Annotated in this window: 22 protein-coding genes; 12 read left to right on the top strand and 10 right to left on the bottom strand. The window is 64.8% G+C overall.

Annotated features, from left to right (window positions below):
- Positions 1 to 1,683, bottom strand: coding sequence for a 3-oxosteroid 1-dehydrogenase (gene kstD / locus MAAFP003_RS24765; protein WP_096291393.1), 1,683 nt, complete (start codon positions 1,681 to 1,683; stop codon positions 1 to 3).
- A 72-nt stretch (positions 1,684 to 1,755) separates the two neighbouring features.
- On the opposite strand from kstD, the gene MAAFP003_RS24760 reads away from it, so the two are divergent.
- The 7 genes from MAAFP003_RS24760 (at position 1,756) to MAAFP003_RS24730 (ending at position 8,173) form a co-directional block, all read left to right on the top strand.
- Entirely contained in the window at positions 1,756 to 2,541 is a 786-nt protein-coding gene (locus MAAFP003_RS24760; protein WP_096290282.1) for a 2-keto-4-pentenoate hydratase, read from the top strand.
- Positions 2,542 to 2,601: 60 nt separating this feature from the next.
- A complete protein-coding gene (locus MAAFP003_RS24755) occupies positions 2,602 to 3,516 on the top strand; it encodes an acetaldehyde dehydrogenase (acetylating) (protein ID WP_096290281.1) in 915 nt (304 codons plus the stop codon).
- Positions 3,517 to 3,567: 51 nt separating this feature from the next.
- Positions 3,568 to 4,623, top strand: coding sequence for a 4-hydroxy-2-oxovalerate aldolase (gene dmpG, locus MAAFP003_RS24750; protein WP_096290280.1), 1,056 nt, complete (start codon positions 3,568 to 3,570; stop codon positions 4,621 to 4,623).
- Positions 4,624 to 4,711: 88 nt separating this feature from the next.
- Positions 4,712 to 5,014 (top strand): hypothetical protein, encoded by a 303-nt coding sequence (locus tag MAAFP003_RS24745; protein WP_096290279.1) that lies wholly within the window; start codon positions 4,712 to 4,714, stop codon positions 5,012 to 5,014.
- 101 nt (positions 5,015 to 5,115) lie between these two features.
- A complete protein-coding gene (locus tag MAAFP003_RS24740) occupies positions 5,116 to 6,243 on the top strand; it encodes a hypothetical protein (RefSeq protein ID WP_096290278.1) in 1,128 nt (375 codons plus the stop codon).
- 2 nt (positions 6,244 to 6,245) lie between these two features.
- Entirely contained in the window at positions 6,246 to 7,028 is a 783-nt protein-coding gene (locus MAAFP003_RS24735; RefSeq protein WP_096290277.1) for an SDR family oxidoreductase, read from the top strand.
- Positions 7,028 to 8,173: a sulfotransferase family protein gene (locus tag MAAFP003_RS24730; RefSeq protein WP_096290276.1), complete on the top strand. Its 1,146-nt coding sequence runs from the start codon at positions 7,028 to 7,030 to the stop codon at positions 8,171 to 8,173. The genes MAAFP003_RS24735 and MAAFP003_RS24730 overlap by 1 nt, the downstream gene beginning before the upstream one ends.
- Positions 8,174 to 8,324: 151 nt before the next feature.
- Here the strand turns inward: MAAFP003_RS24730 and MAAFP003_RS24725 are convergent, their stop codons facing one another.
- The gene (locus MAAFP003_RS24725) at positions 8,325 to 8,771 is read right to left on the bottom strand and encodes a hypothetical protein (protein WP_096291392.1); all 447 of its coding nucleotides are present in this window, start codon (positions 8,769 to 8,771) and stop codon (positions 8,325 to 8,327) included.
- 4 nt (positions 8,772 to 8,775) lie between these two features.
- Positions 8,776 to 9,948, bottom strand: coding sequence for a 3-ketosteroid-9-alpha-monooxygenase, oxygenase component (locus MAAFP003_RS24720; RefSeq protein WP_096290275.1), 1,173 nt, complete (start codon positions 9,946 to 9,948; stop codon positions 8,776 to 8,778).
- Between the two features lie 126 nt (positions 9,949 to 10,074).
- On the opposite strand from MAAFP003_RS24720, the gene MAAFP003_RS24715 reads away from it, so the two are divergent.
- Positions 10,075 to 10,599 carry a gamma carbonic anhydrase family protein gene (locus tag MAAFP003_RS24715; protein WP_096290274.1) on the top strand — a complete coding sequence of 175 codons (525 nt, stop codon included), beginning with the start codon at positions 10,075 to 10,077 and terminating at the stop codon, positions 10,597 to 10,599.
- A 10-nt stretch (positions 10,600 to 10,609) separates the two neighbouring features.
- Here the strand turns inward: MAAFP003_RS24715 and MAAFP003_RS24710 are convergent, their stop codons facing one another.
- The 6 genes from MAAFP003_RS24710 to MAAFP003_RS24685 all read right to left on the bottom strand — a co-directional run bounded on the left by MAAFP003_RS24710 (position 10,610) and on the right by MAAFP003_RS24685 (position 16,392).
- On the bottom strand, positions 10,610 to 11,584 hold the full coding sequence (locus tag MAAFP003_RS24710; RefSeq protein ID WP_207768608.1) for an NHL repeat-containing protein: 975 nt from the start codon (positions 11,582 to 11,584) through the stop codon (positions 10,610 to 10,612).
- Between the two features lie 107 nt (positions 11,585 to 11,691).
- The gene (locus MAAFP003_RS24705; protein ID WP_243394190.1) at positions 11,692 to 12,768 is read right to left on the bottom strand and encodes an NHL repeat-containing protein; all 1,077 of its coding nucleotides are present in this window, start codon (positions 12,766 to 12,768) and stop codon (positions 11,692 to 11,694) included.
- On the bottom strand, positions 12,726 to 13,133 hold the full coding sequence (locus tag MAAFP003_RS24700; protein WP_096290272.1) for a nuclear transport factor 2 family protein: 408 nt from the start codon (positions 13,131 to 13,133) through the stop codon (positions 12,726 to 12,728). The genes MAAFP003_RS24705 and MAAFP003_RS24700 overlap by 43 nt, the downstream gene beginning before the upstream one ends.
- Positions 13,130 to 14,323 (bottom strand): thiolase domain-containing protein, encoded by a 1,194-nt coding sequence (locus tag MAAFP003_RS24695; protein WP_096290271.1) that lies wholly within the window; start codon positions 14,321 to 14,323, stop codon positions 13,130 to 13,132. The genes MAAFP003_RS24700 and MAAFP003_RS24695 overlap by 4 nt, the downstream gene beginning before the upstream one ends.
- A complete protein-coding gene (locus tag MAAFP003_RS24690; protein WP_096290270.1) occupies positions 14,323 to 15,387 on the bottom strand; it encodes a thiolase domain-containing protein in 1,065 nt (354 codons plus the stop codon). The genes MAAFP003_RS24695 and MAAFP003_RS24690 overlap by 1 nt, the downstream gene beginning before the upstream one ends.
- Before the next feature lie 15 nt (positions 15,388 to 15,402).
- Complete coding sequence (locus tag MAAFP003_RS24685; protein WP_096290269.1) at positions 15,403 to 16,392, bottom strand: Zn-ribbon domain-containing OB-fold protein; 990 nt, start codon at positions 16,390 to 16,392, stop codon at positions 15,403 to 15,405.
- Positions 16,393 to 16,473: 81 nt separating this feature from the next.
- On the opposite strand from MAAFP003_RS24685, the gene MAAFP003_RS24680 reads away from it, so the two are divergent.
- From MAAFP003_RS24680 to MAAFP003_RS24670, 3 genes are read left to right on the top strand one after another with little or no spacing between them, the layout of a single operon-like run.
- Positions 16,474 to 17,505 (top strand): LLM class F420-dependent oxidoreductase, encoded by a 1,032-nt coding sequence (locus MAAFP003_RS24680; protein WP_096290268.1) that lies wholly within the window; start codon positions 16,474 to 16,476, stop codon positions 17,503 to 17,505.
- A 43-nt stretch (positions 17,506 to 17,548) separates the two neighbouring features.
- Positions 17,549 to 18,265 carry an acetoacetate decarboxylase family protein gene (locus tag MAAFP003_RS24675; protein ID WP_096290267.1) on the top strand — a complete coding sequence of 239 codons (717 nt, stop codon included), beginning with the start codon at positions 17,549 to 17,551 and terminating at the stop codon, positions 18,263 to 18,265.
- Positions 18,262 to 19,470, top strand: coding sequence for a cytochrome P450 (locus MAAFP003_RS24670; protein ID WP_096290266.1), 1,209 nt, complete (start codon positions 18,262 to 18,264; stop codon positions 19,468 to 19,470). The genes MAAFP003_RS24675 and MAAFP003_RS24670 overlap by 4 nt, the downstream gene beginning before the upstream one ends.
- A gap of 88 nt (positions 19,471 to 19,558) precedes the next feature.
- On the opposite strand, the gene MAAFP003_RS24665 is transcribed toward MAAFP003_RS24670, so the two are convergent.
- Positions 19,559 to 20,383: a crotonase/enoyl-CoA hydratase family protein gene (locus tag MAAFP003_RS24665; RefSeq protein WP_096291390.1), complete on the bottom strand. Its 825-nt coding sequence runs from the start codon at positions 20,381 to 20,383 to the stop codon at positions 19,559 to 19,561.
- Between the two features lie 64 nt (positions 20,384 to 20,447).
- On the opposite strand from MAAFP003_RS24665, the gene MAAFP003_RS24660 reads away from it, so the two are divergent.
- Positions 20,448 to 22,112 (top strand): acyl-CoA synthetase, encoded by a 1,665-nt coding sequence (locus tag MAAFP003_RS24660; RefSeq protein ID WP_096291389.1) that lies wholly within the window; start codon positions 20,448 to 20,450, stop codon positions 22,110 to 22,112.
- The last annotated feature ends 2 nt before the right edge of the window (positions 22,113 to 22,114 follow it).

The raw sequence follows: 22,114 nt of genomic DNA, 5'->3' as shown, positions 1-22,114 counted from the left end.
TCAGTTCTCTCCTGCGATGTGCAGCGCGGCGAGGTACCCGAAGGTCATCGCCGGCCCGATGGTGCCGCCCGGACCCGGATAGGTGTGCCCCATGACCGGTGCGCTGACGTTGCCCGCGGCGTAGAGGCCATCGATGATGCTGCCGTCGTCGCGCAGCGCGCGGCCGTGAACATCGGTGCGGATGCCGCCCTTGGTGCCCAGATCGCCGGGCACCATCTTGGCGGCGTAATACGGCGCGTGGGTCAGCTCGCCGAGGTTGGGGTTGGGCTTGTTGGTGGGGTCGCCGTAGTACTTGTCATAGGCGCTCTCACCACGGTGGAAGTCCTCGTCGACTCCGGAGCGGGCAAAGCCGTTGAACCGCGCCACGGTCGCGGTGAACGCGGCGACGGGTAAGCCCGCCTTCTCGGCCAGCTCTTCGAGTGTGTCGGCCTTGATGATGACGCCGGATTCCATCCACTTAGTCGGAATGCGCTGTCCGGGCTGCAGTCCCGCGAAGATGTAGCGGTCCCGGTACTGCTGGTCGAACACCAGCCACGCGGGAATGTTCTCGCCCGGCCCGGGGCCCTGGCCGAATTCGCCGCCGTACATGTGGTGGCAGGCCTCGACGTAGGGCATCGACTCGTTCATGAACCGCTTGCCGGACATGTTGACGATGATCGACCCCGGCGAGTTGCGCTCCGACAACGCGAACCACGGCGCGCCCACCAGCGGAACCGTGGGCCCCCACCAGGCGTCTTCCATGATATCCAGTGCGGCGCCGAGCTTTTCGCCCGCGATGATGCCGTCACCGGTGTTGGCCTTGGCCCCGACCGTCCACTCGGTAGTGATCGGCGCGCGCTGGTACTTCACCCGCATCTGCTCGTTGTGCTCGAAGCCGCCGCTGGCCAGGATCACGCCGCGCCGGGCCCGGATCAGCTGCGGATCAGCGGATTCCGCCGAACCGGTGGCGCGTACATACACTCCGCGCACCACGCCGTCCTCGACGTACAGATCGGTCAAAGCGGTATTCAGCTGCACCGGAACCCCGGCGCGCTGCAACCCGATCCGCAACGGGGCGATCAGGGCACGGCCCATACCGACCAGGTTCTTACCGGTCGACTTCGCCCACATGGTGCGCGCCCCGACCTTCAAGCTACGCAGCACCCCCCGCGGGTGTCGCTTCAGCATGTTCAGCCGCACGTAATCCTGCTGCATCACAACCACATTGAGGGGCACCTTGCCATAAGCAGGCTCGAGCCCGGCTTCGTCTTCACCGAGCTTGCGCGCGTCGAACGGCTTGGGCTCGATCGAGCGCCCCTCCGCCCGGCCGCCGGGCGCCTCGGGGTAGTAGTCCGAGTACTTCGGCACCCAACACATCTTCAGCGGCGTGTTCTTGAGCACGAACGACAGCATCTCGGGACCGCGCTGCAGGTAGGTGTCGATCCGCTCCGGCTCGACCACTTTGCCGACGATTCCGTGTAGGTAGGTGCGGGCGGCCTCGGGCGTGTCACGGACGCCGTCGCGCTTGAGGACCTCGTTGTTCGGGATCCAGACGCCGCCCCCTGAGCGTGCGGTGGAGCCGCCGAAATGCGGGGCCTTCTCGATGACTAATGTCGAAAGGCCTCGGTGCGCGGCGGCGAGGGCAGCCACCATGCCGGCTCCGCCGCTTCCGACCACGACGACGTCGTACTCCTGCGCTGTCATGTAGAACACGTTATAGAATTGCCCGGGCTGGCCGCTACCGGCCCGGTCAAACGGACGAGGGGACTTCGGTAAATGCTCAGTGTTGCGACCCGCGACGAGCTGGCGGCCGACCTGGCGCAGGCCGAGCGCAGCCGTGAACCGATCGCTCCGTTAACGTCCGCGCACCCGGATATCGACGTTGTCGACGCCTACGAGATCCAGCTGATCAATATCCGCCAGCGGGTTGCTGAGGGTGCGCGGGTGCTGGGCCACAAAGTCGGCCTGTCCAGCAAGGCGATGCAGCAGATGATGGGCGTCGACGAGCCGGACTACGGTCACCTGCTCGACGAGATGCAGGTGTTTGAGGACGTCCCGGTCAAGGCGGACCGCTTCCTCTACCCGCGAGTCGAGGTGGAAGTCGGTTTCATCCTGGCTGCCGACCTGCCGGGCGCCGGGTGCACTGAGGAGGATGTGCTGGCGGCCACCGAAGCCCTGGTGCCCTCGATCGAGTTGATCGATACCCGGATCACCGACTGGAAGATCGCGTTGTGTGACACCATCGCCGACAACGCCTCCTCGGCCGGTTACGTGCTGGGCAAGGCCCGGGTGTCACCCGCGGACATCGACGTCACGGCGATCGATGCGGTGCTGACCCGCAATGGTGAGGTGATCGCCGAGGGCCGCAGCGATGCCGTGCTGGGCAATCCGGTGACGGCGGTGGCATGGCTGGCCCGCAAGGTGGAAAGCTTTGGGGTACGGCTGCGTCAAGGTGACGTCGTGCTTCCGGGTTCTTGCACCAAGGCGATCGATGCCCGCCCCGGCGACGACTTCGTCGCCGAATTCACCGGTCTCGGCTCGGTCCGATTGTCGTTCGAATAGGCTCGGATTAGTTTTGAATCAGTTGATTTAACGCCTGAAAGAGCAGCGAAAGGCAGCATCATGCCGTCAAAGGCGAGTGTGGCGATTGTCGGGTCGGGAAATATCAGCACCGATCTGCTTTATAAGCTCCTGCGGTCCGACTGGCTCGAACCGCGCTGGATGGTGGGCATCGACCCGCACAGCGAGGGCCTGGCGCGGGCCCGCACGCTGGGTTTGGAGACCACCCATGAGGGGGTGGACTGGCTGCTGGCGCAGTCGGAGAAACCCGACCTGGTGTTCGAGGCCACCAGCGCCTACGTGCACCGCGACGCGGCGCCCAAATACGAGGCCGCCGGGATCCGGGCCATTGATTTGACGCCGGCCGCGGTGGGTCCGGCGGTGATTCCGCCGGCGAACCTGCGCCAGCACCTGGACGCCCCGAATGTCAACATGATCACCTGTGGCGGGCAGGCCACCATCCCGATCGTGTACGCGGTCAGCCGCGTGGTGGCGGTGCCCTACGCCGAGATCGTCGCGTCGGTGTCGTCGGTGTCCGCCGGGCCGGGCACCAGGGCCAACATCGACGAGTTCACCAAGACCACCAGCAAGGGCGTGCAGACCATCGGTGGAGCCGCGCGGGGCAAGGCGATCATCATCTTGAACCCGGCCGATCCGCCGATGATCATGCGCGACACCATCTTCTGCGCGATCCCCGCCGACGCCGACCGCGACGCGATCGCCCAGTCCATCAAGGACGTGGTCGCCGAGGTGCAAACCTACGTGCCCGGATACCGGTTGCTCAACGAGCCGCAGTTCGACGAGCCGTCGGTGGTCAACGGTGGCCACCACGTGGTCACGACGTTCGTCGAGGTCGAGGGTGCCGGTGATTATCTGCCGCCGTATGCCGGCAATCTCGACATCATGACCGCGGCGGCCACCAAGGTCGGCGAAGAGATCGCCAAGGAAACGCTGGCGGTCACAGGAGCGCAGGCATGAGTACCCGCGCCGTCGACGATGCAGAGCGCAGCGATGCGAAGGAGTGGCGCCATGAGTGAAGTCTTCTTCAACCCGGTGTGGGACGTGCGGATGACCGACACCTCGCTGCGCGACGGCTCCCACCACAAACGCCACCAGTTCAGCACCGATGAAGTCCAGGCGATCGTGGCGGCCCTGGACGCGGCCGGGGTGCCGGTGATCGAGGTGACCCACGGCGACGGGCTGGGCGGCTCGTCGTTCAACTACGGCTTCTCCAAAACCCCCGAACAAGAACTGATCAAACTGGCCGCCGAAACGGCCACCGACGCCAAGATCGCGTTCTTGATGCTGCCGGGGGTGGGCACCAAAGAGGACATCAAGGAGGCGCAGAACAACGGCGGGTCGATCTGCCGCATCGCCACCCACTGCACCGAGGCCGACGTGTCGATCCAGCACTTCGGGCTGGCCCGCGAACTCGGCCTGGAAACCGTCGGGTTTCTGATGATGGCCCACACCATCACCCCGGAGAAACTGGCCGCCCAAGCCCGCATCATGGCCGACGCCGGCTGCCAATGCGTCTACGTCGTCGACTCCGCCGGCGCCCTGGTGCTCGACGGTGTCGCCGAGCGGGTGTCAGCGCTGGTCGCCGAACTCGGCGACGACGCCCAGGTCGGCTTCCACGGGCACGAGAACCTCGGGCTCGGCGTGGCCAACTCGGTGGAAGCCGTGCGCGCGGGAGCCAAGCAGATCGACGGCAGCGTGCGCCGCTTCGGCGCCGGCGCGGGCAACGCGCCCGTGGAGGCCCTGATCGGGGTGTTCGACAAAATCGGCATCAAGACCGGCATCGACTTCTTCGACATCGCCGACGCCGCCGAAGACGTGGTACGCCCGGCCATGCCCGCCGAATGCCTGCTCGACCGCAACGCACTGATCATGGGCTACTCCGGGGTCTACTCCAGCTTCCTCAAACACGCCGTCCGCCAAGGCGAACGCTACGGCGTCCCCGCCCACGAACTCCTGCACCGCGCCGGCCAACGCAAACTCATCGGCGGCCAAGAAGACCAACTCATCGACATCGCCCTAGAAATCAAACGCGAGCAAGAAAACGGCACCGCGGTCACGCACTAACAACACTGCATTCGAGCAGGGCACACGTTGCTCTCAAACACAGTCGGGGCACAGCCCGGGCACAGTTGTCGCGCGTAGCGTGACGCGCATGAGGACGACATTCACCACAAGCGGCATGGGTCGCCGCGGACTGTACGGCCTGATCGCCGGGGGGCTACTCACCGCAACCGCTGCCACCGTGATCGCACTGCCGGTCGCAAGCGCGGATCCCTGCAACCAGACCGTGGGCCAATCCATCGATGCGTACCTGTCGCGGCATCCCGACGTGAAGGCGACGCTGTCCGCCAAGTCTCAGGCTGAGGGCGGCGGCCCCAACGTGATCGACTACCTGAATCGGCATCCGGATGTCCGCCAGCGGCTGATCAACCTGTCCCAGCAGTGCACCTCGTAGCGCGCGGATCGGCTTAGTCTGTCAAGTCGGCAAACCCCGGCGACGACACGCGGGAATGTTCGCCATTGACGAAAAAGTAGAACACGTTCTAGCGTCTAGGCGTGTTCTCTAATCCCCTTACTGACGCGATCGCCGAAGCCGAGAAGCTGGTAGCCGCCGCGCCCTTCATCGAGACCGAAGCCGACCTGCTCGAAGGGATGCAGTACCTGGCCGGCGGTATCTCGGCGTGCATCCATATGGCCGTCGACTACGATCGCGACCATCCCTTCCTGCAATCGGGCACCGGGCCATTCACCAAGATGGGTCTGGACAATCCCGACACTCTGTATTTCGGCACCCGCGTGCACGCCAACCACGACTACGTCGTCACCGGTGTCCGCGGTACCACCACCGACTTGAGCTTCCAGCTGCTCGGCGGTGAGTACACCGACGACAACGTGCCCGCCAGCCAGGCCGCGTTCGATGACCGCGAACTGGAGATCGCCGCCGACGGCACCTTCGAGTGGCGGGTGCGACCCACCAGCAATGGGCAGTTGGTGATGCGTGAGGTCTACGGCGACTGGTCAGCTCAGCGCGGCACCTTGGCCATGGCCCGGCTGGACACCGCCGGTACCGCCCCGCCGCCGCTGACCCGCGAGCTGATCGAAAAGCGTTACGCCACAGCCGGAAAGCAGCTGGTGCAGCGGGTGAAGACCTGGCTGCAATTTCCGCAGTGGTTCTATGACAATCTCCCGGTCAACACCATGGTGGCGCCGCGGCTGACCCCGGGCGGACTGGCCACCCAGTATTCGTCGGTCGGGCACTGGGATCTGCGGCCCGACCAGGCGCTGATCATCACCATTCCGGTGAGCGATGCGCCCTACCTCGGCTTCCAGCTCGGCAGCCTGTGGTACATCTCGCTGGACTACATCAACCACCAGACCTCGCTGAACAACACTCAGGCACAGGCAGATCCGGATGGCAAGGTCCGCATTGTCGTCGCCGACGGCAACCCGGGTGTGACCAACTGGGTCGAGACTCTGGGGCACCGGCGCGGGTACCTGCAATTCCGTTGGCAGCGAGTGTCACGGGAGCTGACTGATGCCGACGGGCCGACCGTGGAGCTGGTCGGCCTGGACGCGGTGGCGAGCAAGCTGCCGTATTTCGACCACAACAAGATTTCCGAGGATGACTGGCGTGCACGAATTGCGCTGCGCCAGCAACAAATTCAAGCAAGAATGCTGGGGTGACGATGTCCGGGATGCTCAAGAAGAAAGTAGTCGTCATCAGCGGCGTCGGACCGGGCCTCGGTACCACGCTGGCGCATCGATGTGCGCGCGACGGGGCCGATCTGGTGCTGGCGGCACGCACCGCCGAGCGGCTCGAAGAGGTCGCCCAGCAACTCAAGGACGCCGGTCACCAGGCGCTGGCGGTGTCGACGGACATCACCGACGACGATCAGGTGAACAACCTGGTCGAACAGACGATGGCGACCTACGGCAAGGTCGACGTGCTGATCAACAACGCGTTCCGGGTACCTTCGATGAAGCCGTTGGCGGGCACCACATTTCAGCATATCCGTGACGCGATCGAACTCAGCGCGCTCGGGGCGTTGCGGCTGATCCAGGCTTATACTCCGGCGCTGGAAGCCTCCAAGGGCTCGATCGTCAACGTCAACTCGATGGTGCTGCGGCACTCGCAGGCCAAGTACGGCGCGTACAAGATGGCCAAGTCTGCGCTGCTGTCCATGTCGCAGTCGCTGGCCACCGAGCTCGGCGACAAGGGAATCCGCGTCAATTCCGTTGCGCCCGGTTATATCTGGGGCGACACGTTGCAGGCCTACTTCAACCACCAGGCCGGCAAATATGGCACCACGGCCGAGGAGATCTACCAGGCCACTGCGGCGAACTCCGACTTGAAGCGACTGCCTACCGAGGACGAGGTCGCCTCGGCAATTCTGTTCATGGCCAGCGATCTGTCCAGCGGCATCACCGGGCAGACATTGGATGTCAACTGCGGGGAGTACCACACCTAATGGCAGAGCGTACCGACGTCGGCACCGTCGAGGACATGCACGCGTCGGCAACCAAGCTGGTCGGGCTTGACGACTTCGGCGTTGACGACGACAACTACCGCGAAGCCCTCGAGGTGCTGCTGGAGTCATATCGACGTGATGCCGGCCTAACCCCGTTGGGCAGCAAGATGAACCGATTCTTCTTGCGCGGTGCGTTGGTGTCCAGGCTGTTCTCCGAATCGGCCTGGAAGCAGTATCCGCAGCACGCAGACGTCACCATCGAGCGGCCGATCTTCGTCACCGGCCTGCCGCGCACCGGCACCACGATCTTGCACCGCCTGCTCGGAGCCGATCCCGTGCATCAGGGACTGCACCTGTGGCTGGCCGAGTTCCCGCAACCGCGTCCGCCGCGCGACGAGTGGGATGCCAACCCGTGGTACAGCTCGCTGAACGCGCAGTTCGAGAAGGCTCACGCGGAGAATCCGGAATACACCGGTCTGCATTTCATGGCCGCCTATGAGCTCGAGGAGTGCTGGCAGCTGCTGCGGCAGTCGCTGCATTCGGTGTCCTACGAGACGCTGTCGCACCTACCCACCTACTCGCAGTGGCTGTCACAACAGGACTGGACGCCGTCATACCAGCGGCACCGCCGCAACCTTCAGCTGATCGGGCTGAATGACATCGAAAAGCGTTGGGTGCTCAAGAATCCCAGTCATCTGTTTGCGCTGGACGCGTTGATGACGACCTATCCAGACGCCTTGGTGATCCAGACGCACCGGCCGGTCGAGACGATCATGGGGTCGATGTGCTCGTTAGCACAGCACACCGCCGAGGGATGGTCGACGACCTTCTCGGGCGCCCAGATCGGTGCTGACGCAATGGAAACCTGGTCGCGCGGTCTGCAGTTGTTCAACACCGCACGCGCCAAGTACGATCCCGCCCAATTCTGCGACGTCGACTACCGCGACTTGATCGCAGACCCGCTCGGGACGGTCGCCACGGTGTACCGCCACTTCGGCCTGAACCTGACCGACGAGGCGCGAAAGGCAATGGAGGACAGCCACGCCGAGAGTCAGACCGGTGCGCGGGCCCCGAAGCACAAGTACTCGCTGGCCGACTACGGGCTCACTGCCGACGAAGTCAAGGAGCGCTTCGCCGGGCTGTGATCGGCAGAGCCCGGGCGGTACACGATTTGCCCGCCTCTGAGCGACAGTGCCGACGGCCTCGGCGATTTGTCGCTCGTAGGCGGGCACAACGCCAATTGCTCCCCGGAGCGGTCGGCGTGGCCAGACGGCCGCGCGGCCGTCAACCCTCGAATCAGTCTTCTTCTGGACGCTCCAGATAGCCCTCGGCCACCGCGTGTTCGATGCTGTCGGACAGGCGAGGGCAGGACCTGGTTCGTGCCGGATCACCGCCGGATTCCCGCACCTCGGTGAAATAGGCGCAGCGCTGAGACGCATCGGTATTCCATTGCACCGCGGTATGTCCCGGCCCCATCCTGCGCACAGTCACCGTGACATGGCAGAAGCGGCAATCGACCGGCTGCAGACCTGACGTCAGGTAGCGCTGCCGGTCGGCCAGGCTGGCCTCGCGGACCGCAGCCGCTCGCTTCGGGTCGTTGGCGAAATCCCTTGACTTCGACCATGATCCAGACCCACCGTTGTGCCCGGGTTTGTCCTCGTGGTCATGGCCGTCGCCATGCAGCAACAGCATTGACCGGGCGAGCCGATCGACGTCGGGAACCGCCGGCTGATCGTCACCCATGTCGTCAGTGCTGTTCGGCTGGAACTTCTTCGGCCGCAGCGGCTTCGGCATCCTGTGCCTTGAGGTTCTCGGCAACCTCGACGTTCCAGTGTTCGATGGCGCGGGTGGTGTCGACCTCGATCTCGAAGCGCTCCACCATTTCCGGTTCGACGTCGGCGGCATCGACATAGAACTGCTGATACCAGCGACGCAGCTGGTACACGGCGCCGTCTTCCTCAACCAGCAGCGGGTTGTCGATCCTCGTCTTGTGCTTCCAGATCTCGACGTCCTGCAAAAAGCCCTTGCTGACACCTTCGGTGAAGACCCTGGACAGCTTCTCGGTCATCTTTTCGTCCATGCCCTTGGGCTTTTCGACGATGACGCCCCACTGCAGCACGAACGAGTTCTGGGTCACCGGGTAGTGGCAGTTGATCAGGATCGATTCGGCCTTGTAACCGCCATAGCTGTTGTGCAGCCAGTTGATCATGAACGAAGGGCCGAAGTAGGAAGCCTCGGAGTCCAGGTGTGCCTCGCCGTAGGAGGTGCCCAGATCGCTGACGTCCGGGCGGCCCACGTTGTGCAGGTACTGCGAGGCGATGTGGCCCTCGAAGACGTTCTTGAAGTACGTCGGCAACCCGAAGTGGATGTAGAAGAAGTGCGCCATATCGGTGACGTTGTCGATGATGTCGCGGCAGTTGGACCCCTCGATGAGGATGCTGTTCCAGCGCCACTCGGTCCACTCGTCACTGTGGGACTCCGGGATATCCGGAATGCGCACAGCGGGGTCGGGCGGGTTGTTCTCGTGGTCGTGCCACACGAACAGCAGGCCGCCGCGCACGTCGGTCGTCCAGGAACGGGTGCGTGCGGTCTTGGGCGTGCGCTTGGCGTACGGCACCAGCTTGCAGCGGCCATCGCCGCCCCATCGCCAGTCGTGGAACGGGCACGCGACCTCGTCACCCTTGATGGTGCCCTCGGACAGGTCTCCGCCCATGTGGCGGCAGTAGCCGTCGAGCACCTTGATGTCGCCCTGCGAGTCCGCGAAGGCCACCAGCTTGGTGCCGAAGGCCTCAATCGAGTGCGGCTTGCCGTCCTGGAAGTCCTTTGCGACGCCCAGGCAGTGCCAGCCTCGGGCGTACCGGGTCGGCAACGCGCCGGGATCGATTTCCCGGATGCCGACCGCTTTAGTGTCGGTACTCACCTGTCACCTCCAGCTATGTTGCCCTCTAACTAGAACACGTTACAGTTTTCTGCCACGGACGCGCAACGACAGCGGGCCTAGCTGCGTTGTCCCGGGGGCGTTTCACGCTTGGGGTATATCTAGACGATGCCACTGTTTGCTTTCGAGGGTCGGGCGCCCCGGATCGATCCGACAGCTTTCGTGGCGCCGACCGCGACCCTGATCGGCGACGTCACGGTCGAGGCCGGGGCGTCGGTCTGGTTCAACGCCGTACTGCGCGGCGACTATGGGCCGATCGTCGTGCGAGAAGGCGCCAATGTGCAGGACGGATCGGTGTTGCACGCGCCGCCTGGCATCCCCGTCGACATCGGACCGGGCGCGACGGTGGCCCATATGTGTGTCATTCACGGCGTTCACGTGGGTTCTGAGGCAATGATCGCCAACCACGCCACCGTTCTGGACGGGGCGGTGATCGGTGCGCGCAGCTTGGTCGCAGCGCATTCTCTGGTGACCGCCGGCACGCAGATTCCGGCCGGCGTGCTGGTGGTCGGAGCGCCGGCTCAAATCAAGGGCCCGATCGCCGGGACGGGTGCCGAGATGTGGATCAACCTGAACCCGCAGGCCTACCGCGACCTCGCGCAGCGGCATCTCACCGGGCTGGAGCCGATCTAGACCGTCGGGATCAATGCGAAAGTTCCGTCGGCTGATATCCGGCCGGCAACTTCAGCACCCGGTTGCGGAAGTCAACCACATACACGTCATCCTGCGGCCCGACCGCGATCCCATAGGGCGCGAAGAGATCGCCGAAAGGCAACACCGCCACCGTGTTCGAGCCCGCCGTCAATCGCAGCACCCGATTGTTGTTCAAGTCGGTGACGTAGACGCTGTTGCTGCGGTCGATCGCCACGCTGTTCGGGAAGTTCAGGCCGGTGAATGGGAGAATCTCCGGGGTGGTCGAGCCCGCGGGCAGCTTCTGCACCCGGTTGTTGCCGGCGTCGGCGACGTAGATGCCGTCGCTGCTGTCCACTGCGAGATCGTACGGCTGGTTGAGTCCGGTGAACGGAACCGGAACCTGAACCGTTGAGCCGACCGGCATTTCGAGTACCTGGTTGTTCTTGAAGTCGGCGACGTAGACATTGCCGACGCTGTCCGCCGTCACACCGTGGGGCTCGGTCAGGCCGGTGAACGGAAGTTCGATCTGGGTCTTGGAGCCGGCGGGAAGTTCCAGCACCCGCTTGTGGTATTCGTCGACGACATAAAGATCACCGTTGTGGTTCGTGGCCAGGCCGGCCGGACGGTCCAGGCCGGTGAACGGCAACTCGATTGGCGTGTTCGTGCCGGCCCGCAACTCGAGCACCCGGTTGCCGCCGGAGTCGGCGACATACACGTTGCCGGCGTTATCTACTTCCACCCCTTCGGGATCCGCGAGGGTGAACGGCAGCACGACCGCGCCAGACGTGGGCGGCGCAGCGCTCGGTGTCGTGGTCTGAGTGGACGACGCGCTGCCCGACGACGTTCGCGCCAAGGCGAGGTATGCGGCCACGGCGACGACCGCGACGATGACGACGGCCGCGGCGCCCATGATCGTCAGAGAGGGTCGTGACCGCCGTTGCGGCTTGACCTTTGCGGGTGTCTCGAACTCCCAATCGTCGTCCATGCGCCGGCTCCTCAACCACCACGGTGTTCGCGACACCAAGACACTACCGCGCGGCTTTCCCGGACGCATAGCAACTTCAGAAGAAAGCGCTGACCAGAAATGTCCGTTCAGCTTCCCAGTGGTACCGTCTCGTATCCCGCGGGCAATTTGAGCACTCTGTTGTGGAAATCGGCGACGTAGATATCGCCCTGCGGGCTCACCGCCACCTCAAATGGGGCGACCAAATTGCTGAACGGCAGTGTCGACACGGTATTCGAACCGGCCGTGAGCTTGAGGACCCGATTGTTGTTCAGGTCCGTCACGTACAGGTTGCCGCTGTGGTCGATCGCCAGACTGTTCGGGAAATTCAGACCAGTGAACGGGAGGTCGACCGGGGTGTTGGTTCCCGCCGCCAGTTTCACCACCCGGTTGTTTCCGGCGTCGGCGGCATACACGGTGTCGGCCTCGTCCACCGCAAGGTCGTAAGGCTGGTTGAGACCGGCGAATGGCAACTCGACCTGCGTATTCGAGTCTGACGGCAATTCCAGCACCCGATTGCCCTTGAAGTCGACGACGAAGACGTTGCCGCGGCTATTCACGCCGATTCCATGAGGCTCTTCGAGCCCGGTCATTGGTAATTCGACCTGTGCGCTCGAGCCGGCCGGCAATTTCAGCACCCGCTTGTTTTTCTGGTCGACCACATAGAGGGCATTGTGGCCGTCCACCGCTAGACCGCCCGGCTCTTTGAGTCCGGTGAAGGGGAGCACGATCGGCGTATCAGAGCCGGCTTTCAGCTCCCACACCCGGTCGGTGCCCGAGTCGGAGACGTACACGTTGCCCGCACCATCCACCTCCAGCCCGTCGGTATCCACGAGCTCGAACGGCAGGGCGGTCGCGGCGGATTTCGCCGCAGGCGTCGGACGGGGTTTGACGGACGCCTGGGTTGCCGATGTCCGGCCGAACAGTAGGTAGACGGCGACGACCGCGAGGACCACCAGGGTTGCCGCGCCGGCAAGGGACAGGATCCGCAGCCGCAGGTGCGACCGACTCGTTGGGGGGGTCTTCGACCTGATTTCGTCCATGAGAACCAGGAGAGTACCGCGCGACGTTGCACGCGCACAGGAAGATTCAGGTGAATTCCCGGAACGGGTGTGCGGACGACCTAGATTTTGCGGGTATTGGCCGCGGCGCGGTCCATCTCCCAATAGGCCCGCAGGGCAACCAGTTTGCCTTCGTCGTTGGCCTTGTAGGTGAACACGCCTTCGGCCGTCGTCTGGTAGTCGCCCGTGGTGATCAGGATGTGGCCGACGTTGGCTTCCTCGTTGCCGCACTGGTAGGTATCACGGAAGAAGAACTCGATCTTGGTGGTGGGGGCGATGGCCTTGTCCCAGAACGCCGAGATCGCGTCGCGGCCGCGGTGTCCCTTACCTTCGGGGTCGAAAACCGACGGCCCGATCGGATCCTCGACGATGGCGTCGTCGGTGAAGACCTCGAGCCAGGCTTGTTTGTCCCTGGCGCCGACCGCCTCGCGCGAGCGACGGCCCGCCTCGTGGGCGGGAGTTCCGCTCACGCGCTGACTTTCTCGGGCTTGTCGGCACCAACCACCCACATGGAGTAGTACTGCGAGCCACCGCCGTAGGCGTGTCCCAACGCTTTTCGGGCGTTCGGAACCTGGTGTTCGCCGCCCTTGCCCATCACCTGGATGGCCGCCTCGGCGAAGCGAATCAGGCCCGACGCGCCGATCGGGTTCGACGACAGCACCCCGCCGGACGGGTTCACCGGCAGCTTTCCGCCGATCTTGGTCTCGCCGGCCTCGGTGAGCTTCCAACCCTCACCCTCGGGAGCAAATCCGAGGCTTTCCAACCACATTGGCTCGAACCAGGAAAACGGCACGTAGATCTCAGCAGCGTCGATCTCGTCGATCGGACTCTTGATGCCGGCCGCCTCCCACAGTGCGGCGGCCGCGTCACGGCTGGCCTGCGGGCTGACCTGGTCGCGGCCCGAGAACTGCAGCGGCTCGGTGCGCAGCGCGGTCGCATGGATCCAGGCCACCGGCTCTCCTTGCGCCAGACGGGCTTCGGCGATCTCCTCGTTACCGATCACGACCGCGGCTGCACCGTCGGACGACGGGCAGGTTTCGTCGTAGCGGATCGGGTCCCACAGCATGGGGGACTCCATCACTTTTTCCACGGTGATGTCGGGCTGATGCAAGTGCGCCAGCGGGTTGCGGGCCCCGTTGAGCCGGTCTTTGACCGCGACGATGGCACCGATGTTCAACGGTGCGCCCGAGCGGCGGATGTACGAGCGCACGTGCGGGGCGAAGTATCCACCCGCGCCGGCGCCGACCGGCTTGATGAATGGGATCGGAATCGACAACGCCCACATGGCATTTGATTCCGACTGCTTCTCCCAGGCCATGGCCAGCACGCGCTTGTACTTGCCCGACTGCACCAGGCTGGCCGCCACCACCGCGGTGGATCCGCCGACCGATCCCGCGGTGTGCACCCGGATGAGTGGCTTGCCGGTGGCGCCCATGGCGTCGGCCATGAACAGCTCGGGCATCATGACGCCTTCGAAGAAGTCGGGCGCCTTGCCGACCACTACCGCGTCGATGTCGTCGAACGTGGAACCGGAGTCGGCCAGCGCCCGGTCGATGGCCTCGCGCACCATGCCGTTCATCGAGACGTCTTTGCGCTTGGCTACGTACTTCGTTTGCCCGGTACCCAGTACCGCGGCGAGGTGCGCTCCTGCACCGGCCATCAGTTCTTTCCTTCCATGACCGCGACCAGGTTCTGTTGCAGCGCAGGCCCGCTGGTGGCGTGCGCCAGCACCCGATTCGCAGAACCGTCCCAGATGTGTTGTGCGGCAAATCCGATGCGCTCGAGACCGGCAACGAACATGGGGTTGGCCGACAGCGCACCGCCGGACGGATTGACTTTCGTCTTACCCGGGATCCGAATGGCATCCGTCAGGATCAGGTGCTGGTGGGTAAACGGCGCATGGATCTCGGCGACGTCGAGGTTGGCCGTGGTGCCGCCGGTGGCCGCCTTGGTCGCGGCCCGCGTCGACGGAGAGTCGGTGAGGTCGCGCGCGCCCAGCACCGGGGTTTCGATGCGATGCTCGATTCCGGTTATCCAGGCCGGGTTTTCGCGCAACTCGCGCGCGCGGTCGTCGGCGGCCAGCACGATCGCGGCGGCGCCGTCGGTGATCGGTGCGATGTCGTGCCGGCGCAGCGGGTCGGCGAAGAAGGGCCGGTCCAGCAGGCCCTCGACGTTGACCGCCGATTCCACCTTGTCGACCCGGCGGGCGTTGGCGAATGAATCGAATGCGACTCGGGCCATCTGCATTTCGGTCCACTTGCCGGAGTCGAGTCCCAGACGGGCCTGCAGTCCGGCCATCGACACCGAGTCAGGCCACAGCGGTGCGACGGTGTAGGGGTCGGTCTGCCGCGACAAGATCTGGCGCAGGATGCCCGCCGAGGACTTGCCGAAGCCGTACACCAGCGCGGTGTCCACCTCGCCGGTCAGGATCTTGATGTAGGCCTCGTAGAGGGCCCACGCCGCATCCATCTCGACGTGCGACTCGTTGATCGGCGGTACGGCACCGATCGAGTCGATCGCTGAGATGAACGAAAAGGCCCTTCCGGCAAGGTAATCGGACGATCCGGAGCACCAGAAACCGATGTCGGTGCGGGCGATGCCGAGCTCTTCGTAGAGCTGGGCGAAACACGGAATCAACATCTCGACGCCGTTGGTGGTGCCGTCAGTGCGGCGGACATGCGGGGCGTGGGCAAAGCCGACGACCGCAACATTGCGTTCGCTCATGTGTAGGTAAGCCCTTTACAGGTGGTGCTTGTAGGTGTCGTACTCGGCGTCCGGTTCACCGGTGGGCCGGAAGTACTCGATGTTGTCGATGCCAAATCCCCATTCCTCCTGGGGCTTCCACACCGCTTCCACGCGCATGCCCATCCGGACCTCATGTGCGTCGATGTCTGCGACCAGATGCAGGAACGGGATGTCGGCGCCGTCCAACAACACGTAAGCGGCCACATAGGGCGGCTTGATGCGCTGTCCCTGGAACGGGATGTTGATGATCGCGAACGTTGTCACGGTGCCCTTATCCGGCAGCTCGACGAACTCGGTGGTGGGCTGGCCGGTGGCCGGGTCCGCACCGTGCGGCGGGAAGTAGACCTTGCCGTTCTTCCCCGTCTTGGCGCCCAACAGCTTGCCTTCCGCGATGGCGCGCAGGTAAGCGCTTTCCTCGTGCGAGGCGCTGTGCTGAATGGTCAGCGAGACCGGTGTGACGATCATCGTGACCGGGTCCTGGTCGCTGGGGGGTCCCTCGGGTTCGGCGTCTTCGCCCAGCGCGAAGTAGGCGATGTCGGTGATGGCGCCCACGGTCTCATCGGCCCAGTGCACGTGCACCCGCGCACCGGGCTTGATCTTGTCCGGAGCGCCGGCGTCGACGGCGTGGATCATCGCGGTGTCGGCGCCGTCCAGCTTGATCAGGGCCCAGGCGAACGGCCGGTCCAGCGGTTCGCCCCCCAGCGGCTCGGCCTGCCAGGTCCAGGAGACCACGGTGCCGACGGGTGAGACCGGTACCATCTCGCCCAGTGGTTCGTAGGTGACCGGGTCGTATTCCGGCGGTGGCACATGCACCCGGCCATCCGATCCGCGCACCCCGAGGACGCGGCGCTCACGCAGTGCGGTGAAGAAACTGCCTAGCGTGGTGCCGACTGAACGGGTGTAGTCGAAGGCCAGCGTTAACGGCGCTGAGAGGGGCGGCTCGGAGTGATCGATCGTGGTCGGGCCGCTCGAAGTGGCTGTCACGCCATCGAGTAGAACAGGTTCTAAGAACCGTTTCAACACCGGGTTGTGGTCGGGTCTGGTTCGGCCAGGAAAGGCGGAGACATGAAGCTGGGTTTGCAGCTTGGATATTGGGGCGCTCACCCGCCGGAGAACCACGGCGAGCTTGTGGCCGAAGCGGAGGCCGCCGGATTCGACGCCGTGTTCACCGCCGAGGCATGGGGTTCGGACGCCTACACGCCACTGGCCTGGTGGGGTTCGTCGACGCAACGGGTGCGGCTTGGCACGTCGGTCGTCCAGTTGTCCGCGCGCACCCCGACGGCATGCGCGATGGCCGCACTCACTCTCGATCACCTTTCCGGTGGCCGGCACATCCTCGGGCTCGGGGTGTCCGGGCCGCAGGTTGTGGAGGGCTGGTACGGCCAGTGGTTCCCCAAGCCGCTGGCCCGCACTCGTGAGTACGTCGACATCATCCGCCAGGTGTGGGACCGCAAGGCGCCGGTGACCAGCGGCGGTCCCCACTACCCGCTGCCGCGGACCGGCGAGGGCACCAGCGGCCTGGGCAAGCCGCTCAAGCCGATCACCCACCCGCTGCGCAGCGACATCCCGATCATGCTGGGCGCCGAGGGACCGAAGAACGTCGCGCTGGCCGCCGAGATCTGCGACGGCTGGCTGCCGATCTTCTACACGCCGCGGATGGCCGACACCTACAACGAGTGGCTGGACGAGGGCTTTGCCCGGCCGGGTGCCCGCCGCAGTCGCGCGGACTTCGAGATCTGCGCGACGGCCAACATCGTGATCACCGAGGACCGCAGCGCCGCGTTCGCGGCCATGAAGCCCTACATCGCGCTCTACATGGGTGGAATGGGCGCGGAGGACACCAACTTCCACGCCGACGTGTATCGCCGGATGGGCTACGCCGAAGTGGTCGACGACGTCACCAAGCTGTTCCGCAGCAACCAGAAGGACAAGGCCGCCGAGATCATCCCCGACGAGGTCATCGATGATGCCGCGATCGTGGGCGACGTCGACTACGTCCGTAAGCAGATCAAGGCCTGGGAGGCGGCGGGCGTCACGATGATGGTCGTCTCCGGGCGCAGTGCGGAGCAGGTCCGGGAGCTCGCCACGCTCGTCTAGACAGTTCTTGCTACATGTCAAGAACACGTTCTAGATTGACCGGATGACTGTGTCGCAGCACACCATCGCGGGCACCGTCCTCACCATGCCGGTGAGGATCCGCAAGGCAAATCAGCACATGGCGATGTTCTCGGTGGACGCCGACGCCGCCCAGCACCTGATCGACTACAGCGGCCTGCGGGTCTGCCGCTATCTGCCCGGGCGTGCGGTCGTGGTGCTGATGCTGATGCACTACATCGACGGTGACCTGGGCCAGTACTACGAGTTCGGCACCAGCGTCATGGTCAACCCGCCGGGGTCGCACGCGAGCGGGCCGGCCGCGTTGGGTTCGGCCGGCGCGTTCATCCATCACCTGCCCGTCGACCAGGCGTTCACCCTGGAGGCGGGGACGAAAATCTGGGGTTACCCGAAAGTCATGGCGGACTTCACGATTCGCGAGGGTCGTAAGTTCGGGTTCGACTGCACGGTCGATGGGCAACTGGTGATCGGCATGGACTTCCGTCCGGGCCTGCCGATCCGGTTGACCCCGCGTCAGCAGGCACAGCGCAGCTACTCCCACCGCGACGGAATCACCCGCGAGACCGCCTTCGAGCACACCCTGGACGGGGTTCGGACGCGGCTCGGGGGCGTGAGCGTCCGGCTGGGCGATCACCCGTACGCGAAGGAGCTTGCGTCGCTTGGTCTTCCGAAGCGCGCGATGTTGTCCAGCTCTGCTGACCAGGTTCAAATGACATTCGGCGATGCCCAGGAGATCTCATGACCGTTGTTGGACTACCGACCAAACCCGACGTCGACTTGACCGACGGCGCTTTCTACGCCGGCGATTCCCGGCCCATTTACCAGTGGATGCGCGAGAACGAGCCCGTCTTCCGGGACCGCAACGGGCTGGCCGCCGCCTCGACGTATCAGTCCGTCATCGAGGCCGAGCGCAACCCCGAGCTGTTCTCGAATGCCGGTGGCATCCGACCCGACCAGCCGGGCGTCGAGATGATGATCGAGATGGACGACCCGCAACATCTGTTGCGCCGCAAGCTCGTCAACTACGGGTTCACCCGCAAGCGGGTCAAGAACCTGGAGGCCTCGATCACCTCGTTGTGTGACACGCTGATCGACGCGGTATGCGAACGCGGCGAATGTGACTTCGTCTGGGACCTGGCCGCGCCGCTGCCGATGGCGGTCATCGGCGACATGCTCGGGGTGCGTCCCGAGGAACGCGCGATGTTCCTCAAGTGGTCCGACGATCTGGTCAGTTCCTTGAGCAGCACCGCGGCCGAGGCCGACGTCCAGGTCACGATGGAGGCCTTCGCCACCTACAGCCAGTACATGATGGGCATGATCGAGGAGCGCAAGAAGGAAGCGACCGACGACCTGGTCAGCGTGCTCGTGCACGCGGAGGTCGAGGGTGCGCGGCTCGAAGACCACCAGATCGTCACCGAGGTGCTGCTGCTGCTGATCGGCGGCGACGAGACCACCCGGCACACGCTGTCCGGCGGCACCCGTCAACTGCTGTTGCACCCCGATCAGCACAAGCGCCTGGCGGGGGATTTGAGCTTGTTGCCCAACGCGATTGAAGAGATGCTGCGCTGGACCGCGCCGGTGAAGAACATGGCCCGCACGATCACCGCTGACACCGAGTTCCACGGGACTGCCCTGCGCAAGGGCGAAAAGATGATCCTGCTGTTCGAGTCGGCGAACTTCGACGAGAAGGTCTTCGATTCTCCGGAGAGCTTCAACATCGAGCGCTACCCGAACAACCACCTCGCGTTCGGCTTCGGCACGCACTTCTGTCTCGGCAACCAGCTCGCCCGGCTCGAGCTGTCGATCATGCAGACCCGGCTGCTGCAGCGCCTGCCCGACATGCGGCTGGCATCTCCCGACGCGCAGCTGCCGTTGCGTCCGGCGAACTTCGTGTCCGGCCTGGAGCAGATGCCGGTCACCTTCACCCCTAGCGCGCCGCTTTCGTAGCCCGTTAGCTCCGAGCGTAAGCGCACTGCGAAAAATCACACCAGATTTCGCGGTGCGCTTACGCTCGCGAAATTGTGGGCGCCGATCGTCAGCGGTTCTGGAAGTTGGGCTTGCGCTTTTCGGCGAACGCCCGCGGGCCTTCCTTTGCGTCGTCGGACAAGAACACCTTGATACCGATCTGGGTGTCGATCTTGAACGCGTCGTTCTCGTGCATGCCCTCGGTCTCGCGGATGGCCCGCAGGATCGCCTGCACGGCCAGCGGGCCGTTGTTCTCGATCAGCTCGGCGATCTCGAGCGCCTTGGTCAGCGCCTGGCCGTCCGGCACCAGGTGCCCGATCAAGCCGATCTCCTTGGCTTCGGCGGCGGTGATGTGCCGACCGGTCAGCAGTAGGTCACAGGCCACGGTGTACGGGATCTGGCGCACCAACCGGACGGCCGAGCCGCCCATCGGGTACAGGCTCCACTTGGCCTCGGAGATGCCGAACTTGGCGCTCTCACCGGCGATGCGGATGTCGGTGCCCTGCAGGATCTCGGTGCCACCGGCGATCGCGGGACCTTCGACGGCCGCGATCAGCGGTTTGGTCAGCCGACGACCCTTGAGGAGGGCGTCGATGCGTGACGGGTCGTAGCTGCCGTCTTTGAAAGACTCGCCCGGCGGCTTTTTGGTTGCTGCTTTGAGATCCATGCCAGCGCAGAAGTAGCCACCGGCCCCGGTCAGGATGCAGCACCGGATGTCGTCGTCGTTGTCGACGCGGTCCCAGGCCTGCACCATGATTTCCATCATTTCGGTGCTCAGCGCGTTGCGGGCGTGCGGTCGGTTCAGGGTGACGATGAGTGTGTGACCGCGCTGCTCAACGATCGCATCGGGTCCCGTTGGTTCGTTTGCTGGCGCTTGACCTGTATCCGGGGCCACGGCTACCGCCTTTCCCTCCACATCGAGTACGAACTTGTCAAGAAATGTAACACGTTCTAATTTGGTGGCCGTGGCCCTGAATATTGCCGATCTTGCCGAGCACGCCATCGACGCCGTGCCTGACCGTGTAGCCCTCATCTGCGGCGATGAGCAGCTAACCTACGCCGAGCTGGAGGAGAAGGCCAACCGCCTGGCGCACTACCTGATCGAGCAGGGTGTGAAGAAGGACGACAAGGTCGGGTTGTACTGCCGCAACCGCATCGAGATCGTCATCGCGATGCTCGGCATCATCAAGGCCGGCGCCATCCTGGTGAACGTCAACTACCGCTACGTCGAGGGCGAGCTTCGCTACCTGTTCGACAACTCCGACATGGTCGCGCTGGTTCACGAGCGCCAGTACTCCGACCGGGTGGCCAACGTGCTGCCCGAGACCCCGAACGTCAAGACGATCCTGGTCGTCGAGGACGGCTCGGACCTTCCAGACAACGCTTTCACCCGCTACGGCGGCGTCGAGTTCTACTCCGCGATCGCCAACAGCTCACCCGAGCGCGACTTCGGCGAACGCAGCGCCGACGACATCTACCTGCTCTACACCGGCGGCACCACCGGATTCCCGAAGGGTGTGATGTGGCGCCATGAGGACATCTACCGCGTGCTGTTCGGTGGAACCGACTTCGCCACAGGCGAATTCATCTCCGACGAGTACGACCTGGCCAAGGCCGCCGCGGCCAACCCGCCGATGGTCCGCCACCCGATTCCGCCGATGATCCACGGCGCCACCCAGTCGGCGACCTGGATGTCGATCTTCTCGGGTCAAACCACCGTGCTGGCACCGGAATTCAATGCCGACGAAGTTTGGCGCACGATTCACGACCACAAGGTCAACCTGCTGTTCTTCACCGGCGACGCGATGGCGCGGCCGCTGCTGGACGCGTTGCTGGCACACCAGGACAAGGGCAACGAGTACGACCTGTCCTCGCTGTTCCTGCTCGCCTCCACCGCCGCGCTGTTCTCGCCGAGCATCAAGGAGAAGTTCCTCGAGCTGCTGCCCAACCGGGTCATCACCGACTCGATCGGCTCCTCGGAGACCGGCTTCGGCGGCACCAGCGTGGTCGCCAAGGACGCCCCGCACAGCGGCGGCCCGCGCGTCACGATCGACCACCGCACCGTCGTGCTCGACGACGACGGCAACGAGGTCCAGCCGGGTTCCGGAGTCCGTGGATTCATCGCCAAGAAGGGCAACATTCCCGTCGGCTATTACAAGGACGAGAAGAAGACCGCCGAGACGTTCAAGACGATCAACGGTGTCCGTTACGCCATCCCCGGTGACTACGCGACCGTCGAGGAGGACGGCACGGTCACGATGCTGGGCCGCGGCTCGGTGTCGATCAACAGCGGTGGCGAGAAGATCTACCCCGAAGAGGTCGAAGCCGCGCTGAAGGGACATCCCGACGTCTTCGACGCGCTGGTGGTCGGCGTGCCCGACCCCCGCTACGGTCAGCACGTCGCCGCCGTCGTGCAGGCGCGGCCCGGGACCCGTCCGGCGCTGTCCGAACTGGATAGCTTCGTGCGTTCCGAGATCGCGGGATACAAAGTGCCACGCAGTCTTTGGCTCGTCGACGAGGTGAAGCGTTCACCGGCCGGCAAGCCGGATTACCGCTGGGCCAAGGAACAGACGGAGGCGCGTCCGGCCGACGACGTGCACGCCGCCCACGCGACGACCGCCTGACG

It is taken from the genome of Mycobacterium ahvazicum, from assembly GCF_900176255.2.
GTDB lineage: Bacteria > Actinomycetota > Actinomycetes > Mycobacteriales > Mycobacteriaceae > Mycobacterium > Mycobacterium ahvazicum.
This window is presented reverse-complemented; position numbering and strand designations above follow the sequence as displayed.

Coding starts and splice junctions, on each gene's coding strand:
- MAAFP003_RS24755 (WP_096290281.1), top strand. CDS start 2,602: ATGCCGTCAAAGGCGAGTGTGGCGATTGTCGGGTCGGGAAATATCAGC.
- MAAFP003_RS24680 (WP_096290268.1), top strand. CDS start 16,474: ATGAAGCTGGGTTTGCAGCTTGGATATTGGGGCGCTCACCCGCCGGAG.
- MAAFP003_RS24715 (WP_096290274.1), top strand. CDS start 10,075: ATGCCACTGTTTGCTTTCGAGGGTCGGGCGCCCCGGATCGATCCGACA.
- MAAFP003_RS24710 (WP_207768608.1), bottom strand. CDS start 11,584: ATGGACGACGATTGGGAGTTCGAGACACCCGCAAAGGTCAAGCCGCAA.
- MAAFP003_RS24670 (WP_096290266.1), top strand. CDS start 18,262: ATGACCGTTGTTGGACTACCGACCAAACCCGACGTCGACTTGACCGAC.
- MAAFP003_RS24760 (WP_096290282.1), top strand. CDS start 1,756: ATGCTCAGTGTTGCGACCCGCGACGAGCTGGCGGCCGACCTGGCGCAG.
- MAAFP003_RS24735 (WP_096290277.1), top strand. CDS start 6,246: ATGTCCGGGATGCTCAAGAAGAAAGTAGTCGTCATCAGCGGCGTCGGA.
- MAAFP003_RS24725 (WP_096291392.1), bottom strand. CDS start 8,771: ATGGGTGACGATCAGCCGGCGGTTCCCGACGTCGATCGGCTCGCCCGG.
- MAAFP003_RS24730 (WP_096290276.1), top strand. CDS start 7,028: ATGGCAGAGCGTACCGACGTCGGCACCGTCGAGGACATGCACGCGTCG.
- MAAFP003_RS24675 (WP_096290267.1), top strand. CDS start 17,549: ATGACTGTGTCGCAGCACACCATCGCGGGCACCGTCCTCACCATGCCG.
- kstD (WP_096291393.1), bottom strand. CDS start 1,683: ATGACAGCGCAGGAGTACGACGTCGTCGTGGTCGGAAGCGGCGGAGCC.
- MAAFP003_RS24695 (WP_096290271.1), bottom strand. CDS start 14,323: ATGGCCGGTGCAGGAGCGCACCTCGCCGCGGTACTGGGTACCGGGCAA.
- dmpG (WP_096290280.1), top strand. CDS start 3,568: ATGAGTGAAGTCTTCTTCAACCCGGTGTGGGACGTGCGGATGACCGAC.
- MAAFP003_RS24690 (WP_096290270.1), bottom strand. CDS start 15,387: ATGAGCGAACGCAATGTTGCGGTCGTCGGCTTTGCCCACGCCCCGCAT.
- MAAFP003_RS24745 (WP_096290279.1), top strand. CDS start 4,712: ATGAGGACGACATTCACCACAAGCGGCATGGGTCGCCGCGGACTGTAC.